Source organism: Streptosporangium sp. NPDC000563 (assembly GCF_040299985.1).
In the GTDB taxonomy this organism is placed as follows: domain Bacteria; phylum Actinomycetota; class Actinomycetes; order Streptosporangiales; family Streptosporangiaceae; genus Streptosporangium.
In genome coordinates this window covers 94,829-108,544 of the sequence record NZ_JBEPDA010000023.1, presented here as the reverse complement: position 1 = coordinate 108,544, position 13,716 = coordinate 94,829, and the positions used below count along the sequence as shown (strand labels likewise).

General features: G+C 69.6%; 15 protein-coding genes and 1 tRNA gene. 8 read left to right on the top strand and 8 right to left on the bottom strand.

Features of this window, described 5'->3' with window-relative positions; translation table 11 throughout:
• Window positions 1-164: 164 nt before the first annotated feature.
• Window positions 165-905 carry a YcnI family copper-binding membrane protein gene (locus ABT352_RS34000; protein ID WP_350949112.1) on the bottom strand — a complete coding sequence of 247 codons (741 nt, stop codon included), beginning with the start codon at window positions 903-905 and terminating at the stop codon, window positions 165-167.
• Between the two features lie 50 nt (window positions 906-955).
• The gene (locus ABT352_RS33995; RefSeq protein WP_350949111.1) at window positions 956-1,507 is read right to left on the bottom strand and encodes an MFS transporter; all 552 of its coding nucleotides are present in this window, start codon (window positions 1,505-1,507) and stop codon (window positions 956-958) included.
• 103 nt (window positions 1,508-1,610) lie between these two features.
• Here ABT352_RS33995 and ABT352_RS33990 point away from each other — a divergent pair, with 103 nt between their 5' ends.
• Window positions 1,611-2,084 carry a hypothetical protein gene (locus ABT352_RS33990; protein WP_350949110.1) on the top strand — a complete coding sequence of 158 codons (474 nt, stop codon included), beginning with the start codon at window positions 1,611-1,613 and terminating at the stop codon, window positions 2,082-2,084.
• Between the two features lie 13 nt (window positions 2,085-2,097).
• Here ABT352_RS33990 and ABT352_RS33985 read toward each other — a convergent pair whose 3' ends face one another.
• Complete coding sequence (locus ABT352_RS33985; protein WP_350949109.1) at window positions 2,098-3,606, bottom strand: HAMP domain-containing sensor histidine kinase; 1,509 nt, start codon at window positions 3,604-3,606, stop codon at window positions 2,098-2,100.
• Window positions 3,607-3,765: 159 nt separating this feature from the next.
• Here ABT352_RS33985 and ABT352_RS33980 point away from each other — a divergent pair, with 159 nt between their 5' ends.
• Entirely contained in the window at window positions 3,766-3,918 is a 153-nt protein-coding gene (locus ABT352_RS33980; protein ID WP_350949108.1) for a hypothetical protein, read from the top strand.
• 227 nt (window positions 3,919-4,145) lie between these two features.
• Here ABT352_RS33980 and ABT352_RS33975 read toward each other — a convergent pair whose 3' ends face one another.
• From ABT352_RS33975 to ABT352_RS33965, 3 genes are all read right to left on the bottom strand, one after another.
• Window positions 4,146-4,895: an ABC transporter ATP-binding protein gene (locus ABT352_RS33975; RefSeq protein WP_350949107.1), complete on the bottom strand. Its 750-nt coding sequence runs from the start codon at window positions 4,893-4,895 to the stop codon at window positions 4,146-4,148.
• Window positions 4,896-4,898: 3 nt separating this feature from the next.
• Window positions 4,899-5,687, bottom strand: coding sequence for an ABC transporter permease (locus tag ABT352_RS33970; RefSeq protein ID WP_350949106.1), 789 nt, complete (start codon window positions 5,685-5,687; stop codon window positions 4,899-4,901).
• Window positions 5,688-5,813: 126 nt separating this feature from the next.
• On the bottom strand, window positions 5,814-6,479 hold the full coding sequence (locus ABT352_RS33965; protein ID WP_350949115.1) for an ABC transporter permease: 666 nt from the start codon (window positions 6,477-6,479) through the stop codon (window positions 5,814-5,816).
• Window positions 6,480-6,892: 413 nt separating this feature from the next.
• Between ABT352_RS33965 and ABT352_RS33960 the strand changes: the two genes are divergently transcribed.
• From ABT352_RS33960 to ABT352_RS33940, 5 genes are all read left to right on the top strand, one after another.
• A complete protein-coding gene (locus tag ABT352_RS33960) occupies window positions 6,893-8,056 on the top strand; it encodes an alpha/beta hydrolase (protein ID WP_350949105.1) in 1,164 nt (387 codons plus the stop codon).
• Between the two features lie 243 nt (window positions 8,057-8,299).
• Window positions 8,300-9,967, top strand: a complete 1,668-nt coding sequence (locus ABT352_RS33955; protein WP_350949104.1) for a protein kinase domain-containing protein — start codon at window positions 8,300-8,302, stop codon at window positions 9,965-9,967.
• 84 nt (window positions 9,968-10,051) lie between these two features.
• Window positions 10,052-10,882, top strand: a complete 831-nt coding sequence (locus ABT352_RS33950) for an ABC transporter ATP-binding protein (RefSeq protein ID WP_350949103.1) — start codon at window positions 10,052-10,054, stop codon at window positions 10,880-10,882.
• Between the two features lie 51 nt (window positions 10,883-10,933).
• Window positions 10,934-11,668 (top strand): DUF7873 family protein, encoded by a 735-nt coding sequence (locus ABT352_RS33945; protein WP_350949102.1) that lies wholly within the window; start codon window positions 10,934-10,936, stop codon window positions 11,666-11,668.
• A 124-nt stretch (window positions 11,669-11,792) separates the two neighbouring features.
• Window positions 11,793-11,925: transfer RNA gene (locus ABT352_RS33940), tRNA-OTHER, on the top strand.
• A 230-nt stretch (window positions 11,926-12,155) separates the two neighbouring features.
• Here ABT352_RS33940 and ABT352_RS33935 read toward each other — a convergent pair.
• Both ABT352_RS33935 and ABT352_RS33930 read right to left on the bottom strand, forming a co-directional pair.
• Window positions 12,156-12,443: an HU family DNA-binding protein gene (locus ABT352_RS33935; protein ID WP_350949101.1), complete on the bottom strand. Its 288-nt coding sequence runs from the start codon at window positions 12,441-12,443 to the stop codon at window positions 12,156-12,158.
• A 392-nt stretch (window positions 12,444-12,835) separates the two neighbouring features.
• Window positions 12,836-13,009: a hypothetical protein gene (locus tag ABT352_RS33930; RefSeq protein WP_350949100.1), complete on the bottom strand. Its 174-nt coding sequence runs from the start codon at window positions 13,007-13,009 to the stop codon at window positions 12,836-12,838.
• Window positions 13,010-13,172: 163 nt separating this feature from the next.
• Here ABT352_RS33930 and mihF point away from each other — a divergent pair, with 163 nt between their 5' ends.
• Window positions 13,173-13,481 carry an integration host factor, actinobacterial type gene (mihF, locus tag ABT352_RS33925; protein ID WP_329083125.1) on the top strand — a complete coding sequence of 103 codons (309 nt, stop codon included), beginning with the start codon at window positions 13,173-13,175 and terminating at the stop codon, window positions 13,479-13,481.
• Window positions 13,482-13,716 lie beyond the last annotated feature (235 nt).

The window sequence follows — 13,716 nt, the reverse complement described above, 5'->3', positions numbered from 1 at the left end:
GCCGTCAGAGTCGTGATCCCGGAAGTCGATCTTCACCCAGGTGTGGGTGTCGCCCACCGCGACCACCCTCGGATCGAGGAGTCGCGACGACCTCGTGAACCCAAGCCTTCCCGGGGCCGTTCCGCGCGCGACCAGAAGACGATCACAAGGCGATCGAAGGATGTTCAGGAGGCGCGCCCGCGGCGCAGGCCGAGGGCGCCGACCGCGAGCCCGGCGATCCCGAGTACGAGCCCGGCCCCGCCGAGCAGGCGGGCGGTGCCGTCCGAGCTCTCGGCGGAGGCGGCGGGAGCCACGGAGGGTGCCGACGCGGGGGCCGCGGCCGAGGGGGTGGCGGAGGCGGCGGCGCCGTGGCCGTCTCCCTCGGCGGAGGCCGGGGTGAGCTTCAGCGTCGGGGCCGGGCGCTCGGGCTCGGAGCCGTCGGCCTTGGGCTCGTCCGCCCACTTCACGACCTCGCCGCCGCTGTAGGTCTGGGTGGTGGGGAAGACGAGCTGGTCGGTGTCGGTGGGCAGGGCTCCCATGGACACCTCGAACTCCTGGAACTGGCCGGGATCGATCTTCCCGCCCGACCAGGTGACCTTCGTGACCGCCTCGGTGAGCTCGCCGTACTCGGTGGTGACCGGTTTGGGGAGCTTGCCCTCGACCACCTTGACCTCCCAGCCGGGCACCGGCTTGACCGAGACGAACGCCAGCGGGTGGTCGGTGGGGAAGGTCACCTCGAGCTTGGTCGTCGAGGCGTCGTCACGCTCGTTCGGGACCCGGAAGGCGACCTTGGTGAAACCGCCCTGCTGGGCGCTATTGGGATTGATGGTGACGTGCGCGAGGGCGGGAAGGGCGAGGCCGAGGGTGAGCGCGGTGACACCGGCGGTGACGGCGGCGAGTCGACGGCAGGCATGCGTGAGCGACATGGAGGTTCTCCACTTCGAAAATTCGGGGGTTGGGGTTTTCCTTGGTCGAGTCAGGCGGCGGGAAGTGGAGGACCGCGCCGGCTGACGAAGTGACGGAGGACGGCACGCGGGAGAACGGGCGTGACCGAGGCGTACGCGGGACGTGGCGGAGCGGCGACGGCCGCCGGGGGCCGCAGCAGCGGGAACATGGCGCCGAGACGCCGGCCGGCCGAACGGAGCAGCGCCCACAGGGCACTCTCGCCGCGGGCCAGCCACCAGCCGGTGACGAGGGTCGCGGTGAGGTGCGCGACAAGCATGCCGAGGCTCTCGCCCAACCCTCTGACGTGCGGATGCGGAAGCGAGATCCCCGTGGCGTCACCGAGGGCGAACACCTCGTGCAGCGACAGCTGCAGGGTGGCGAGCCCGGCACCGATCGCCACCGCCGACCGCTCCCGTCCCGCGAGCAGCGTGGCCATCGCGGTGACCGACGCGCCCGCCGCGGTCACCGCCCACGGCCCCGGCACCGAACCGCCCGCGGCCACGTGGCCGAGGACGGCGAGTGCCAGGCAGACGGCCGAGAAGGCGGCCGCGCGCAGGAGGCGTAATGGGAGGCGAGCGCGCATGGTGACCCACATATTCTCACGTTCCGGGGCGTCTGCCGTTTTAAGGTTTTTGTCGCTATGGTTGCCGCGACCGTGAGAGCTCCTTCGAGCCGAGGTGATGGCGATGCGGCACGTCGCTGGGGTGTTGGTCGGACTGGTCGTGTCGGCCGTTCTCCTCTTCGGTGCGGGCTGGGCCGTGCAGGAGGCGGGGGCGAGCCTGGCGGCTGTTCCCTCGGCGGAGAGCGGTTCGAGGACCTGGATCGCCCTCGGGGTGATGGCCGGGATCGGTCTCCTGGTCGGACTGGTGGTCGCCGGTCGTGTCTCCCCGATGGCGGCCTTCGTCCCGTCGATCGTCCTGCTCGCCTGGACCGTGGTCTACGCCCTGGACGTCAGGCGTGCCATGGGCCTGGTCCCGGACGATCCGACCTTCCACGAGGTGCTCCTGCAGGCCGGTCGCGGCATGGGCCTGTTGCTGACCAGCGGCGTCTACGCACTCCTCGGCATCCTGCTTTTCCTGCCGGTGCTGATGCCCTCCCGCTGGGCACCGCGGTTCCGGGACGACGAGGAGTACGAGGAGGACTACGAAGAAGTCCGATGAGCGTGACCCTCTGTCACCGCCGGTGGTGCCCGGCCGGGCTGACCGGGTTCTCCGCGCAGCGGCCCTCCGCGCCGTCGTTCTTCTCGGAGGTGCTCTCCTCGTCTGGGCTCTTCTCGCCGGTGGCGTTCCCGGCAGGCGGTGGTGCCTGCGAGGTGTCGTCGAACGTGGCCTGCGAACCGTTCCCGCTCGGCTGCGCGTCCGACAGCGGTAGCCGCAGGACGAACCTCGCTCCTCGTGGCGAGTCCTCGATCAGCAGGGTTCCCCGATGGGCGTGGGCGATGTCGCGGGAGATGGCGAGGCCGAGCCCGCTGCCGCCGGAGTCGCGCAGACGCCCGTCGTCCAGGCGGGTGAAGCGTTCGAAGACGCGCTCGCGATCGGCGGGCGCGATGCCGGCGCCGTCGTCGACCACGGCCACGACGGCCTTGCCGTCCTCGGAGCCGACGAAGACCTCGACGCGACTGTCGGCGTGCCGCCGCGCGTTGCTCAGCAGGTTGCCCACCACCCGGATCAGCTGGATCCGGGAGCCGCGGACCCACACCCCGTCGGACGCCTGGACTCGTATCGGCATCCCGGTGCCCTGGGTCGCCTCCTCCTTCACGAGGGCGCCGAGATCGATCGGCTCCCGCGGCGCGGGGGCGGCGGCGCGCAGCCTGGCCAGCTGCAGCAGGTCGTTCACGATCGCCTCCAGCCGGCCGCTGGTCGTGAGCGCGCTCCGGATGGTGTCGCGAGGATCGGTGTCGTCGGGATAGAGCAGCGCCTCCTCCAGTTGCACGCGCAGCCCGGTGATCGGGGTCCTGAGCTCGTGGGAGGCGGTGGAGGCGAAACGGCGCTGTTGTTCCACGGCCTCCTCCAGCCGAGCCAGGGTCTGGTTGGCGGTGCGGGCGAGCAGCGCGATCTCGTCCTCGCCCGGCGGGACGGGCACCCGCAGGCTCAGGTCGCTCACCGTGATCTCGGACATCCGCCCGCGTATCGCCGCGACCGGCCGTAGCGTCCGGCCCACGACACACCAGGTCATCCAGGACGCCAGGGCGAGGAGAACGAGGAGACCCGCGCTGATGAAGTACTCCAGGTGGTTCTTGTACAGGATCGCCGGCTCCCTGAGGCCCGCGTAGACGACGGGTGAGTCGGCCGCGGCGGAGACCCGGAAGGCCACGACCATGAGGGAGCCCTCGGTCAGCTGCTGGAACCGGTCGTCGGACGGAGGGCGGAAGGAGCTCATCGGCGCCATGCCCATCGCTTCCGTGCTGGAGTTGACGACCACGCCGTTGGCGTTCACCACCTGGACGAGATCGACCGGAGCCGAGCCGGGGATCGGATCGGGAAGGGTGCCGAGCCTCGCCATAGCGCTCCACTGGCTCGCGACCTGCTCGGCGTTGCCGAAGGCGTCGTCCTGGAGCCGGTAGCGGATCGCCATGTCGATGCTCGCTCCCACCACGGCGAGGATGACGAGGAGCACCATCGTCGTGACGATCGTGTATCGCGCCTGGATCGAGCGCAGTCGCGGCCCCTTCATGTCCTTCATGACGACTCCGGCGCGGAGAGGCCGCCTGATGGCGGGAGGCCCGCTTGTTCAGGGGCGATGAGTTCACGCCGGGCGCACAGGAACCCACCTAGGAACTTGTCGCTGTCCATAGCATTACGGTATGTCAGAATCTATTTGACAAGGTGACAGCATTACTCCATGAAAGCTTTCCCCGCCTTGACGAATCTCCTGCTCAAGGCCACTTTTGGTAGATCATCCATGATGATCGGCTTGCCTGTGGCGGCGATCACCCGACCTTTTTCAGTCGTGTTTTACCTACATCTTCCCGATGGCGTTCGCGGCTATGTGTAGGGGGTTTCGGTGGCGTAGAGAGAAGGATGGCGCTTCCCGAAGGCCGGGTTTATGTATGGGAGAGATCATTCGGGTCAAGGTGGCTTCAAGTGCGCACCGAGGTAGTGTCCGCGGTTCGCGACGATCGCCAAAAATGTGATAAACATCACTTTCGCTGTGGTCGGGATTCGTGGTGGGCGTCACGGCCCCCTGAAAGCCGGTGTCGGCCTTTCCCGGGCTCAAGAGGATCAGCCGGAGTAGAGGCGGGCGACCACCTCCTCCATGGACCCCCCTTCGGGGGCGGTGGCGCGCAGGTCGTCGAGGGTGCCGTCGAAGGCCAGGCTGCCGTGGTCGATCAGCATCACGCGGCGGCAGAGCTTCTCGATGTCGCCCATGTCGTGGGTGGTCAGCAGGACGGTGGTGCCCCGGTCGGCGTTGAGGCGCCGGAGGAAGTCGCGCATGGCGGCCTTGCTGACCACGTCCAGGCCGATCGTGGGCTCGTCGAGCACCAGCACGGCGGGGTCGTGCAGGAGGGCCGCGGTGATGTCGCCGCGCATGCGCTGGCCGAGGCTGAGCTGGCGGACCGGGGTGGTCATGAAGTCGGCGAGGCCGAGGAGTTCGGTCAGCTCGGCCAGTCGCCTGCGGAAATCCGGTTGATCTACTTTGTAAAGGTACCGGATCAGTTCGAAACTGTCCCGCAGCGGCAGGTCCCACCACAGGGTCGTCCGCTGGCCGAACACCACTCCGATTCTGCGCGCCAGTGCCGTACGGCGGCGGGTCGGATCGAGCCCGGCCACCCGGATGCTGCCCGAGGTCGGGGCCAGGATGCCGGTGAGCATCTTGATGGTGGTGGACTTGCCCGCGCCGTTGGGGCCGAGGTAGCCGACGAACTCCCCGGGCTCCACGGTGAACGACAGATCCCGTACGGCGTGCAGTGTCTTCCTGGTCCTGCGGCGGCCCACGGTGAACGAGCGGCCGACCCGGTCAACTTCGATCATGTGTCAACTTCCCGTCGAACGGTAGCGGCGGATGCCCGCACGCCAGGCGAGGGCGGCAACGGTGGTCAGGGCGACGGCCGCCAGGGGCGAGGCGAAACGGAGCCAGTACGGCAGGCCGAGGGGATCGTCGCGGTCGAGTACGAAAAGGGCGGGCTGCCAGTTCACGAACGCCAGCGGCACGACGAAGGTGACTCCCTTGACGAGTTCGGAGCCGTAGATGCTCAGGGGGTACTGGGTGAGGGTGCCGCCTCCGTAGGTGAAGGCGTTGGCCACCTCGGGGGCGTCGGTGAGCAGGAACTGCATGGCCCCGCCGAGCGTGAAGATCGCGGCGAAGATGACGAGCCCGCACACGACCATCAGTGGGATCATCCAGGTCCTGCTCCAGGAGAGGCCGAGCTGGGGCAGGGCGATGGCGAGCACGACGGCGGCCTGGGTCACCCTGCCGAAGCGGTGTACCCCGAAGCGGTCGACGGCCATCTGCGTGAACGCGCTCGCCGGGCGGATCAGCATGGTGTCGAAGTCGCCGCTCCTGATGTGCTGGCTGAGCCGGTCGACGTTGCCGAAGAGCATGTCGGCCAGGGCGAAGGACAGGCCGGCGGTGCCGTACAGGAACATCACCTCGGCCAGTTCGAAGCCGCCGAGCGACTCGGTGTGCTCGAAGATCACCCAGATCGCCGCCACGTCCAGCGCGTTGACCGCGAACGAGCCCAGCATCATCATGATCAACGATCCCGGGTACTGTGCCGAGGCTCTCAGCCAGGTCCAGGCCAGCAGGAGGTACGTCCTCACCATCGGGTGCCTCCCGTGGCCGTCTTCCCGTGGCGTCGCCCGCTCTTTTCGGCCGTCTCCCGCGCGGCGGGCCCGTTGTCACCGTCGCCCCCGGGGTCCCTGGAGTCTCCGGTGTTCCCGCCGCCTTCGTCACCCACCCTGGATCACGACCTTCCTGCGGGCCGCGTTCGTGGCCAGGGCGCCCAGGGCTAGCAGCGCCACCGCCCAGGCGGCCTGGAACCCCAGGGCCTCCAGGACGTCGCGCTTGCCGAGGTAGATGTCGGCGGGGACCTGGACCATGGCCGACCAGGGGAGCGCCTCGGCCAGGGTGCCGAGCCAGCCGGGGAAGAGGTTGAGGGGCAGGACCATGCCGCTGAAGAAGAGGGTCATCACGAGCGACATCGTCTGCACGCCCCGGTCGTCGATGACCCAGCAAGAGGACAGTGCGACCAGGTATCGCAGGGTGAAGCTGACGATCACCGCGAGGACGAGGCCGGCCGCGAAGGACAGCCAGGTCAGCGGGTCGACCGGCACGACGAAGCCGAACAGCGCGGCGCCGACGGCCGTGGGCGGCAGGCTTCGTACGAGGAGGAGGTAGGCGGCCCGGCCGAGGTCGTCGGCGAGGCTCCACATCTGCAGGGACGCGGGGCGGAGCAGGTCGAGGGCGACGTCCCCGCTTCGCACGCGCTCGGAAAGCTCCAGGCCGCCGCCGAACACCTGCATGGGGCCGATGAAGGCCTGGCTGAGGAAGCAGAAGGTGACGGCGTCGGCGAGGTCGTATCCGGCGAGGCCGGGACGGGCCTGCCAGAGGGCGATCAGGACATAGGCGCGGAGGATGCCGAAGATGGTGTTGGTGAAGGCTCCGGCGACGGCGGCGGCGCGGTAGGTGGAGTGGCGGCGGAAGCCGTATCCGGCGATGCGCGCGTAGAGCAGGAAGGCTGCCTCCCGAAGGTGTCAGGACAACCCTCCTATCCTCTTTGGGGGCTCCGGGGAGGGGCAACGGGTTTTCGGCGGCGCCCCCAGGTGGAACGCGGCGGGAGGCCGGTCGCCGGGACGGCCTGAGCAGGAGTTCGAGGATAGTTACTTTCGGTGCTCAGATGTGTCTTTAGAGTGACTTGTACCTGCGTGATACATAGTTGTAATCTTCTCGATATGTTCAATCGCCGATAGAAGCCCATTCTGGGGGGAATGTCCTTTTTTGGAGGTCCCCCATGCACGATGAGATCGATATGGACGTCAGTCCGGCCTATCCCTTCAGCTGGCAGGCCGCAGCCCTTAACGTGATCATGCGTGGCACCTTCAAGCCCATCTCCGACCTGCTGCTGAGGAACGACGTCGGCTTCGCCGCGGCCTCCCGCATCGTCGCGCTGGCGGGCAGGGTGCCGTTCCGCCTGCCCGTCCACGTCACCGTCACCCCCGACGAGGCGGGACCGTGCCCGGGTGAGTGGGTACGCGCCGGGGAGGAACTCGACGAGGACAAGGTCCTGCTCTACTTCCACGGCGGAGGCTACTTCGCCTGCTCCCCGGTGACCCACCGGCCGATCACCTGGCGCCTGGCGGCCGCGACCCGGCGCCCGGTACTGGCGGTCGACTACCGCCAGGGGCCCGTCCACCGGCCGGCCGAGGCCCTTGAGGACGCGATCGCCGCCTACCAGTGTCTCCTGGAGAACGGGTACGACCCCGCCGACGTCGTCTTCGGCGGGGATTCCGCCGGAGGTCACCTCACCCTCGCCACGCTCCTGGCGCTCCGAGACCGGGAGATGCCGCTGCCGTCCGCCGCCGTGTGCCTCTCCCCGTGGGCGGATCTCACCGGCGCGCCCCGCAGGGTCAACCGGCTGCTCGACCCGATGATCCCGGCCGGTCGCGTCGACTGGCTCGCCCGCCGCTGGACCGCGGGCCTCGACCCCCACGACCCCCTGCTCTCCCCGGTCCTCGGCGACTACACCGGCCTGCCCCCGCTGATGGTCGTCACCGGCTCCACCGAGGTCCTGCGCGACGAGGGCCGCCGCGTGGCCGAGCGGGCCCGCACCGCGGGGGTGCCGGTCACGTACGAGGAGTGGCCCCGCATGCCGCACGTCTTTCCCATCCTCGCCGACGTCGTCCCCGAGGCCCGCGAGGTGTATCCGCACATCGCCCGCTTCCTCGCCGCGGCCCAGGACCTCCCGCCCGTCCATGACGGCTCGAAGCGGAGGCGCGCGATGCCGGACCTCACCGCGTCGGACCTGACCGCGTCGGATCTCTCCGTGCCGGACCTTCTCCCGTCGGGGCTTTCCGTTCCCGACCTTTCCGTGCCGGATCTCACTCCCGAGGACACCGCTCCGGCGCTCCGCAAGCGAGCAGTGCCTCCGGGGCGCCCCGGACGTCCCGGACGTCCCGGATCCGCCGCCGCCTGAGACGCGGCGCCCGCGACAGGCCGCGGGCCTTCCGCGCTGGTCACACCGTTCCACCACGTCCCAAGGGCATCCCGCACACCACGGATTTCTTACCCTGAGGGATCATTCGCCTTACCTCTCATACCCCTTCTGGCCGGTCGGGGGCGAAGGACGCTCGAATCCCGCCACAGTGTGCTTGCCGGTAGCCCGCGCACGAGAGGCTCAACGAGGATGGCACGTGGGGGAGCAGGTCCTGGAAACGGCATGCCGACCGGTGTGCGTCCGCTGACCGTCGGAGACCCGATCGGCATCGGCCGCTACCTTCTGCTCGGCCGCCTCGGGGTGGGTGGGATGGGCATCGTCTATCTGGCCGAGCATCCGCAGGGCGGGGTGGTGGCGCTCAAGACGCCGCATCCGGTGCATCTCAACGATGCCACGCTCCGCGCCCGTTTCGCGGAAGAAGTGCGATTCTCCCGAAGAGTGGTGCCTTTCTGTACCGCCGCGGTGATCGAGGACGGCATCGACGGGAACCGTCCCTACCTGGTGTCGGAGTACGTTCCCGGCCCCGCGCTCTCCCAGGTGGTCTCCGCGTACGGCCCCCTCACCCCCGATCTGGCGTACGGTGTCGCCCTGGGGGTGGCCGCCGCGCTGGTGGCGGTGCACGAGGCGGGGCTGGTCCACCGCGACCTCAAGCCCGGCAACGTGCTGCTGTCGGACACCGGTCCCCGGGTGATCGACTTCGGTATCGCGAGGGACGTCGACGTGCTCGCCGCGCACACGCAGGCCGGGCAGGTCATGGGCAGCCCAGGCTGGGTCGCCCCCGAACGGCTCACCGGAGGGCTCGCGATGCCCGCCTCCGACGTCTTCGCCTGGGGCTGCCTGATCGCCTACGCCGCCGGCGGCCACCACCCCTTCGGCGCGGGGGAGGCGGACACGCTGACCCGGCGCATCCTGGTCGAGCCGCCGAGGGTGGCCTCGGTTCCCGCCCTGCTGCGCCCGGCCGTCGAGGCGTCCCTGGCCAAGAACCCCGCGGAACGACCCGGTGCGGCCGACCTGCTCGGAGCGCTGCTCGCCGCGGGCGGCGTGGGCGATCCCTGGGACCTGCGCGAGGCGGTCGCGGAGGTGCTGGCGGAGATCTGGACACCGATGCCCCGCACCCCGGGAGCCGGGAGGGTGCGGCTTGAGGCCCCGCCATCGTTTGAGGCCCCGCCATCACCGCAGTCGCCGTCGTCGCGTCTGTCGCACGCGTTCGCCCGGTCCTCCCCGCCCGTCCGTACGCATGACGAGCCCTCGATCCCGGTGGAGATCTCCGGCAAGAGGGCCCGCAGGGCCGCGCGCAAGGGTGCGCACCTGTCGCAGGCCGGCTTCGCGGCGCTCGCCACGGTCTCCATGGCGGCGGTCACCGTGGCCGCGGCGACCGGTGGCGGCGGTTCCGGTTCGGACGGCGGCTTCGATGTCCCCGAGTCGGTGCCGCTGGTTCTCCCCGCCGAGGGCACTCCCACGGCCTCCATCTTCCACGCCGCCACCCGTCCGCCCCCCGGCACGCCGCGGGACCGGACGCCGGCCACCCCCTCCACTGTGGAGATCACCACCACCAGGACCGTCTCACCGCCCACCACGAGCTACGACGGCGGCGACGGACGGCGGGAACCGGCGCCAGAACGCCCGCGCGGCCCCGGTGGCTCCGGCGACTCGCCCGACGACGGCGACGACCCGCGCGACTGCGCGGACACGACCGCCAGGGGCAAGGGCAGGGCGAGGGACTGCCCGACGGCCTCGGACGATCCCAGGCCCTCGGGCGGCACCAAGCCCTCCTTCACCCAGATCCCGCAGACGGGCGACGGTGAGAGCCCGACCCCCACCGTCCCCGCCCCCTCGGGGACGACCATCACCCCGCACCCCACCCCGGGCCCGTCCATACAGATGGGCTGAGACCCGCTTCGCGGGCGACGGACGGGAAGGTATCGACGCATCGGTTAAAGTGAGCGCCGCGAATCGACGCGGAGGGGGATACCGATGGGCGGGCCTGTGTCCGGTGCGGTGGAGTTGAGCGGCGTCGGGGTCCGGGTGGTCGGCCGTACCCTGCTGGAAGGCATCGACTGGCGGGTCGGATACGGAGAGCACTGGGTGGTGCTCGGCCCCAACGGGGCGGGAAAGACCACGCTGCTCTCGTTGGCCGCCGCCGTGCGCCACCCCACCGAGGGGGCCGTCACCGTGCTCGGCCAGCGGCTGGGCCGGGTCGACCTTCGCGAGCTGCGCCGCCACATCGGTCTCGTCGCGGCCAGCCAGCGGCTCGTCGACGAGGAACTGCTGGAGGAGGAGGGGGCCACCGCCCACACCGTCGTGCTGACCGGCCACACCGGGACCAGTGCCCCGCTCTGGGACCGCTACGGCCCCGCCGAGCACGAGCGCGCCCATCACCTGCTCGCCGACCTGGGCTGCAAGGACCTCGCGGACCGGCCTTTCCGTGTCTGCTCCCAGGGGGAGCGCGCCCGCGTCCGCGTCGCCAGGGCGCTGATGTCCGAGCCGGTGATCCTGCTGCTCGACGAGCCGTTCGCCGGGCTGGACCTGCCCGCCCGCGAGGATCTGATCACCGCGGTGGAGGATCTGGCGGAGGTCCGCCCGGCGCTGACCACGGTCACCGTCACCCACCACCTGGAGGAGGTCCCGGCCACCACGACCCACGCCCTGCTGATGCGCGACGCCCGCGTCCAGGTGGGCGGTCCGGTGGCGGAGATCCTGACCGCGGAGAACCTTTCCGAGTGCTTCGGGCGTCCGCTGCGCGTCGACCACTTCGACGGTCGCTGGGCCGCCCGTGCGGTCCGCGGCGGGTACCGCGCGGGGTGATCTGCGGAAAAGCGGTGTTATGTGGGTGATCTTCCCGCTACGGTGTCACCCATGGCGACCAAGTTGAACCAGATCCTCGCCGTGGAGAAGGGCGTCAAGTCCGACACCCAGCGCAAGGTGACCGACGCTTACCACACGATCCAGAAGAACGCCCTGCTGTCGGGTCTCTCACGGACCTACCAGCCCATCGACGACGAGGGCGAGCAGCTGCCCCCGGAGTCGACCCGGGTGCAGGTGCAGGGCGAGGATCTGCTCAAGCAGGTGGGCGCCGCGCTCACCCGGCTGTTCGACGTCACCGCCACCAAGGACTGGGCCAACTGCTCGGCGAGGGCCGACATCAAGGTCGACGGCTCCACCCTCCTGGAGGACGTGCCCGTCACCTACCTGCTGTTCCTGGAGAAGCAGCTGGTCGACCTGCACACCTTCATCGCCAAGCTGCCCGTCCTGGACGCCGCCGAGGCGTGGACGCTGGACCAGTCGACCGACTGCTGGCGGACCGAGCCGGTCAAGACGACCCGTACCAAGAAGGTGCCCCGCAACCACGTCAAGGCGGAGGCGACCGACAAGCATCCGGCCCAGGTAGAGGTCTACCACGAGGACATCGTCGTCGGCTTCTGGACCAAGGTCACCTTCTCGGGAGCCGTGCCCCAGAAGCGGGTGAACGAGCTCCTGGAGCGGGTCGGCAGGCTGCAGAACGCGGTGAAGTTCGCCCGTGAGGAGGCGAACGGCACCGAGATCACCTACCAGCGCGTCGGCGAGAAGGTGCTGGGCTACGTTCTCGGGTAAGATCACAGGACTCCCCGTTGGAGCACGGGGATGCGCGAAAGCGCGAAAGCTGAAACTGAACCGTCAGACTGACACGCGGTCACAGTGGGGGTTCGAGTCCCTCTCCCGGCACCGTCGAGCCGGGATGGCCCAACTGGTAGAGGCAGCCGCTCACGCTCAGACTCTCGCTCCAGATTCAGCATTCGCCGCCGGGCGCCGGATCGAACGGATGCGGGCGACGAGGTCGAGTGCGGGTTCGAATCCCGCTGGGTGCTCCACGTGCGCCCATAACTTAACGGCAGAGTGCGACCTCATCATGAGTGACCCGGGTCCTTAAACGTGCCGGTGCCCCGACATGGCGGCACTCCAGGCCCTCGGGGAATGGATACTTCCCCGGGGGCCGCCGTCTTCCCGATGTCGCCCTCGGCTCCGCCCACGTCTCGGGTGGGGCCCCGGACGGTCTGCGCGGGCACGAGGAGGCCGGTCGGTGCGTAGGGTCGCGGGAAGGTCAGTCCTTCTTGCGCTGGCGGATCAGGCCCATGAACCCCGGGCTGGGCTTGAACTTCGCCGTCCAGGTCTCCGCGATCTCCAGCGGCTCCCCGGTCTGCGGGTTGCGTCCGGTCCGTGCGGGCTTGTGGACGATCTCGAAGGACCCGAACCCGGGAATCGCCACCTTCTCCTCGGCCGCCACGGCCGTCTGGATCGTCCCCAGGATCGCGTCGAGAGCCGCGGCCGTCTGCCTCCGGGTGAGCCCGGCCTCGGCGGCGGCCTTCTCGATCAGCTCGCGCTTGTTCATAGGGAACAGTTAACGCCATCACCACCGGGTGAATCGAGCCCCGTTCCCCACTCGCACCGGTCGGGGGAGCGGGATGCCTCCCCGGTGAACCGGGCCACGAAGGTAACGCCCCTGCGCCCTGTTGCCCCGCTCGCCGCGCGGGTGCCCGCCGTTTCAGGCGGGCACCCGTCCTCGTTCAGCGTTCGGGCTGGGCGGCCAGCCGTTCCGCCTCCGTGTGCAGTGCCTCGACGAGGATGAGCTCCAGGAGGAGATCTTCGTCAACGAGGCCGATCAGAACATCCATCGAGCCTCCCTGACTACTTGACGTCCCAGTGGTCTCGGAAGTTGACAGGCGTACCGAACAAGACTCGAACCTGATCCGACTTCGATCGCCGGCATGCGCGGGGATCCGTCTACGCCGGAACCAGCTCCGCCAGGTCGACGTGCTCTCCGACCTCGCGGATGCTCATGCAGTACGCCACGAGGACCCGCCGTCCGTCGATCCGGCGGCTGACCAACAGGCAGGGGCCGTCGTGGACCACGATCGCCTCAACCTCGATGCCCTGAGGGCTTCGCCAGATACCCATGAGCCCGAGGCTACGGAGAACCAGGTAAGAGCGGGGTAACCAAACAGGCATATCGTGATGCGCAGTACGTATATCGGGGATCTATCTGTATGTCCTCCGATGATTAACCGGGTGACTTTGGGTAGCAGGACCCTGGAATTACCGTCATCAGGGAGAAAACACCATGGCTTTGCCCAAGCTCACCCCCGAACAGCGTCAGGCCGCCCTGGTCAAGGCCGCCGAGACCCGCACAGCTCGCGCCAAGCTTCTCGCCGAGGTCAAGAACGGCGCGCTCAGCCTGGAGCAACTGCTTGGCCGTGAGGACGACATCGCCAAGCGCATCAAGGTGTCCCAGGCCCTTCGCGCCCTGCCCGGGGTCGGAACGGTCAAGGCCGCGCAGCTGATGGAGCAGGCCGACGTGGACGAGGCGCGTCGGCTGGGAGGTCTCGGTACCCAGCAGCGCCGCAAGCTGATCGAGGCCGTCGGCCGCTGAGATGTCCCCGACCCGCCGCCGCCCGCCGTTCCCGTGAGGAGGACTCCCGGGAACGGCGGGCGGCCGAACGGGATACCCCAGGTCGCGGACGTGGGACGGGCGGGAAGACGGGAGGGCCCCGCCGCACGGACTCGGGGGAAGTCCGTGCGGCGGGGCCCTCCGATCGATCGACGACCTGGTCGTCGAGCCCGTCTCGGGGGACCTCCCATGCCCTGGAGGTCGCCGGCGAGCTCGG

Bases quoted from the DNA above. Each gene is read 5' to 3' on its own strand.
- ABT352_RS34000 (WP_350949112.1), bottom strand. From the start codon at position 905: ATGTCGCTCACGCATGCCTGCCGTCGACTCGCCGCCGTCACCGCCGGT.
- ABT352_RS33995 (WP_350949111.1), bottom strand. From the start codon at position 1,507: ATGCGCGCTCGCCTCCCATTACGCCTCCTGCGCGCGGCCGCCTTCTCG.
- ABT352_RS33990 (WP_350949110.1), top strand. From the start codon at position 1,611: ATGCGGCACGTCGCTGGGGTGTTGGTCGGACTGGTCGTGTCGGCCGTT.
- ABT352_RS33985 (WP_350949109.1), bottom strand. From the start codon at position 3,606: ATGAAGGACATGAAGGGGCCGCGACTGCGCTCGATCCAGGCGCGATAC.
- ABT352_RS33980 (WP_350949108.1), top strand. From the start codon at position 3,766: ATGAAAGCTTTCCCCGCCTTGACGAATCTCCTGCTCAAGGCCACTTTT.
- ABT352_RS33975 (WP_350949107.1), bottom strand. From the start codon at position 4,895: ATGATCGAAGTTGACCGGGTCGGCCGCTCGTTCACCGTGGGCCGCCGC.
- ABT352_RS33970 (WP_350949106.1), bottom strand. From the start codon at position 5,687: ATGGTGAGGACGTACCTCCTGCTGGCCTGGACCTGGCTGAGAGCCTCG.
- ABT352_RS33960 (WP_350949105.1), top strand. From the start codon at position 6,893: ATGGACGTCAGTCCGGCCTATCCCTTCAGCTGGCAGGCCGCAGCCCTT.
- ABT352_RS33955 (WP_350949104.1), top strand. From the start codon at position 8,300: ATGCCGACCGGTGTGCGTCCGCTGACCGTCGGAGACCCGATCGGCATC.
- ABT352_RS33950 (WP_350949103.1), top strand. From the start codon at position 10,052: ATGGGCGGGCCTGTGTCCGGTGCGGTGGAGTTGAGCGGCGTCGGGGTC.
- ABT352_RS33945 (WP_350949102.1), top strand. From the start codon at position 10,934: ATGGCGACCAAGTTGAACCAGATCCTCGCCGTGGAGAAGGGCGTCAAG.
- ABT352_RS33935 (WP_350949101.1), bottom strand. From the start codon at position 12,443: ATGAACAAGCGCGAGCTGATCGAGAAGGCCGCCGCCGAGGCCGGGCTC.
- ABT352_RS33930 (WP_350949100.1), bottom strand. From the start codon at position 13,009: ATGGGTATCTGGCGAAGCCCTCAGGGCATCGAGGTTGAGGCGATCGTG.
- mihF (WP_329083125.1), top strand. From the start codon at position 13,173: ATGGCTTTGCCCAAGCTCACCCCCGAACAGCGTCAGGCCGCCCTGGTC.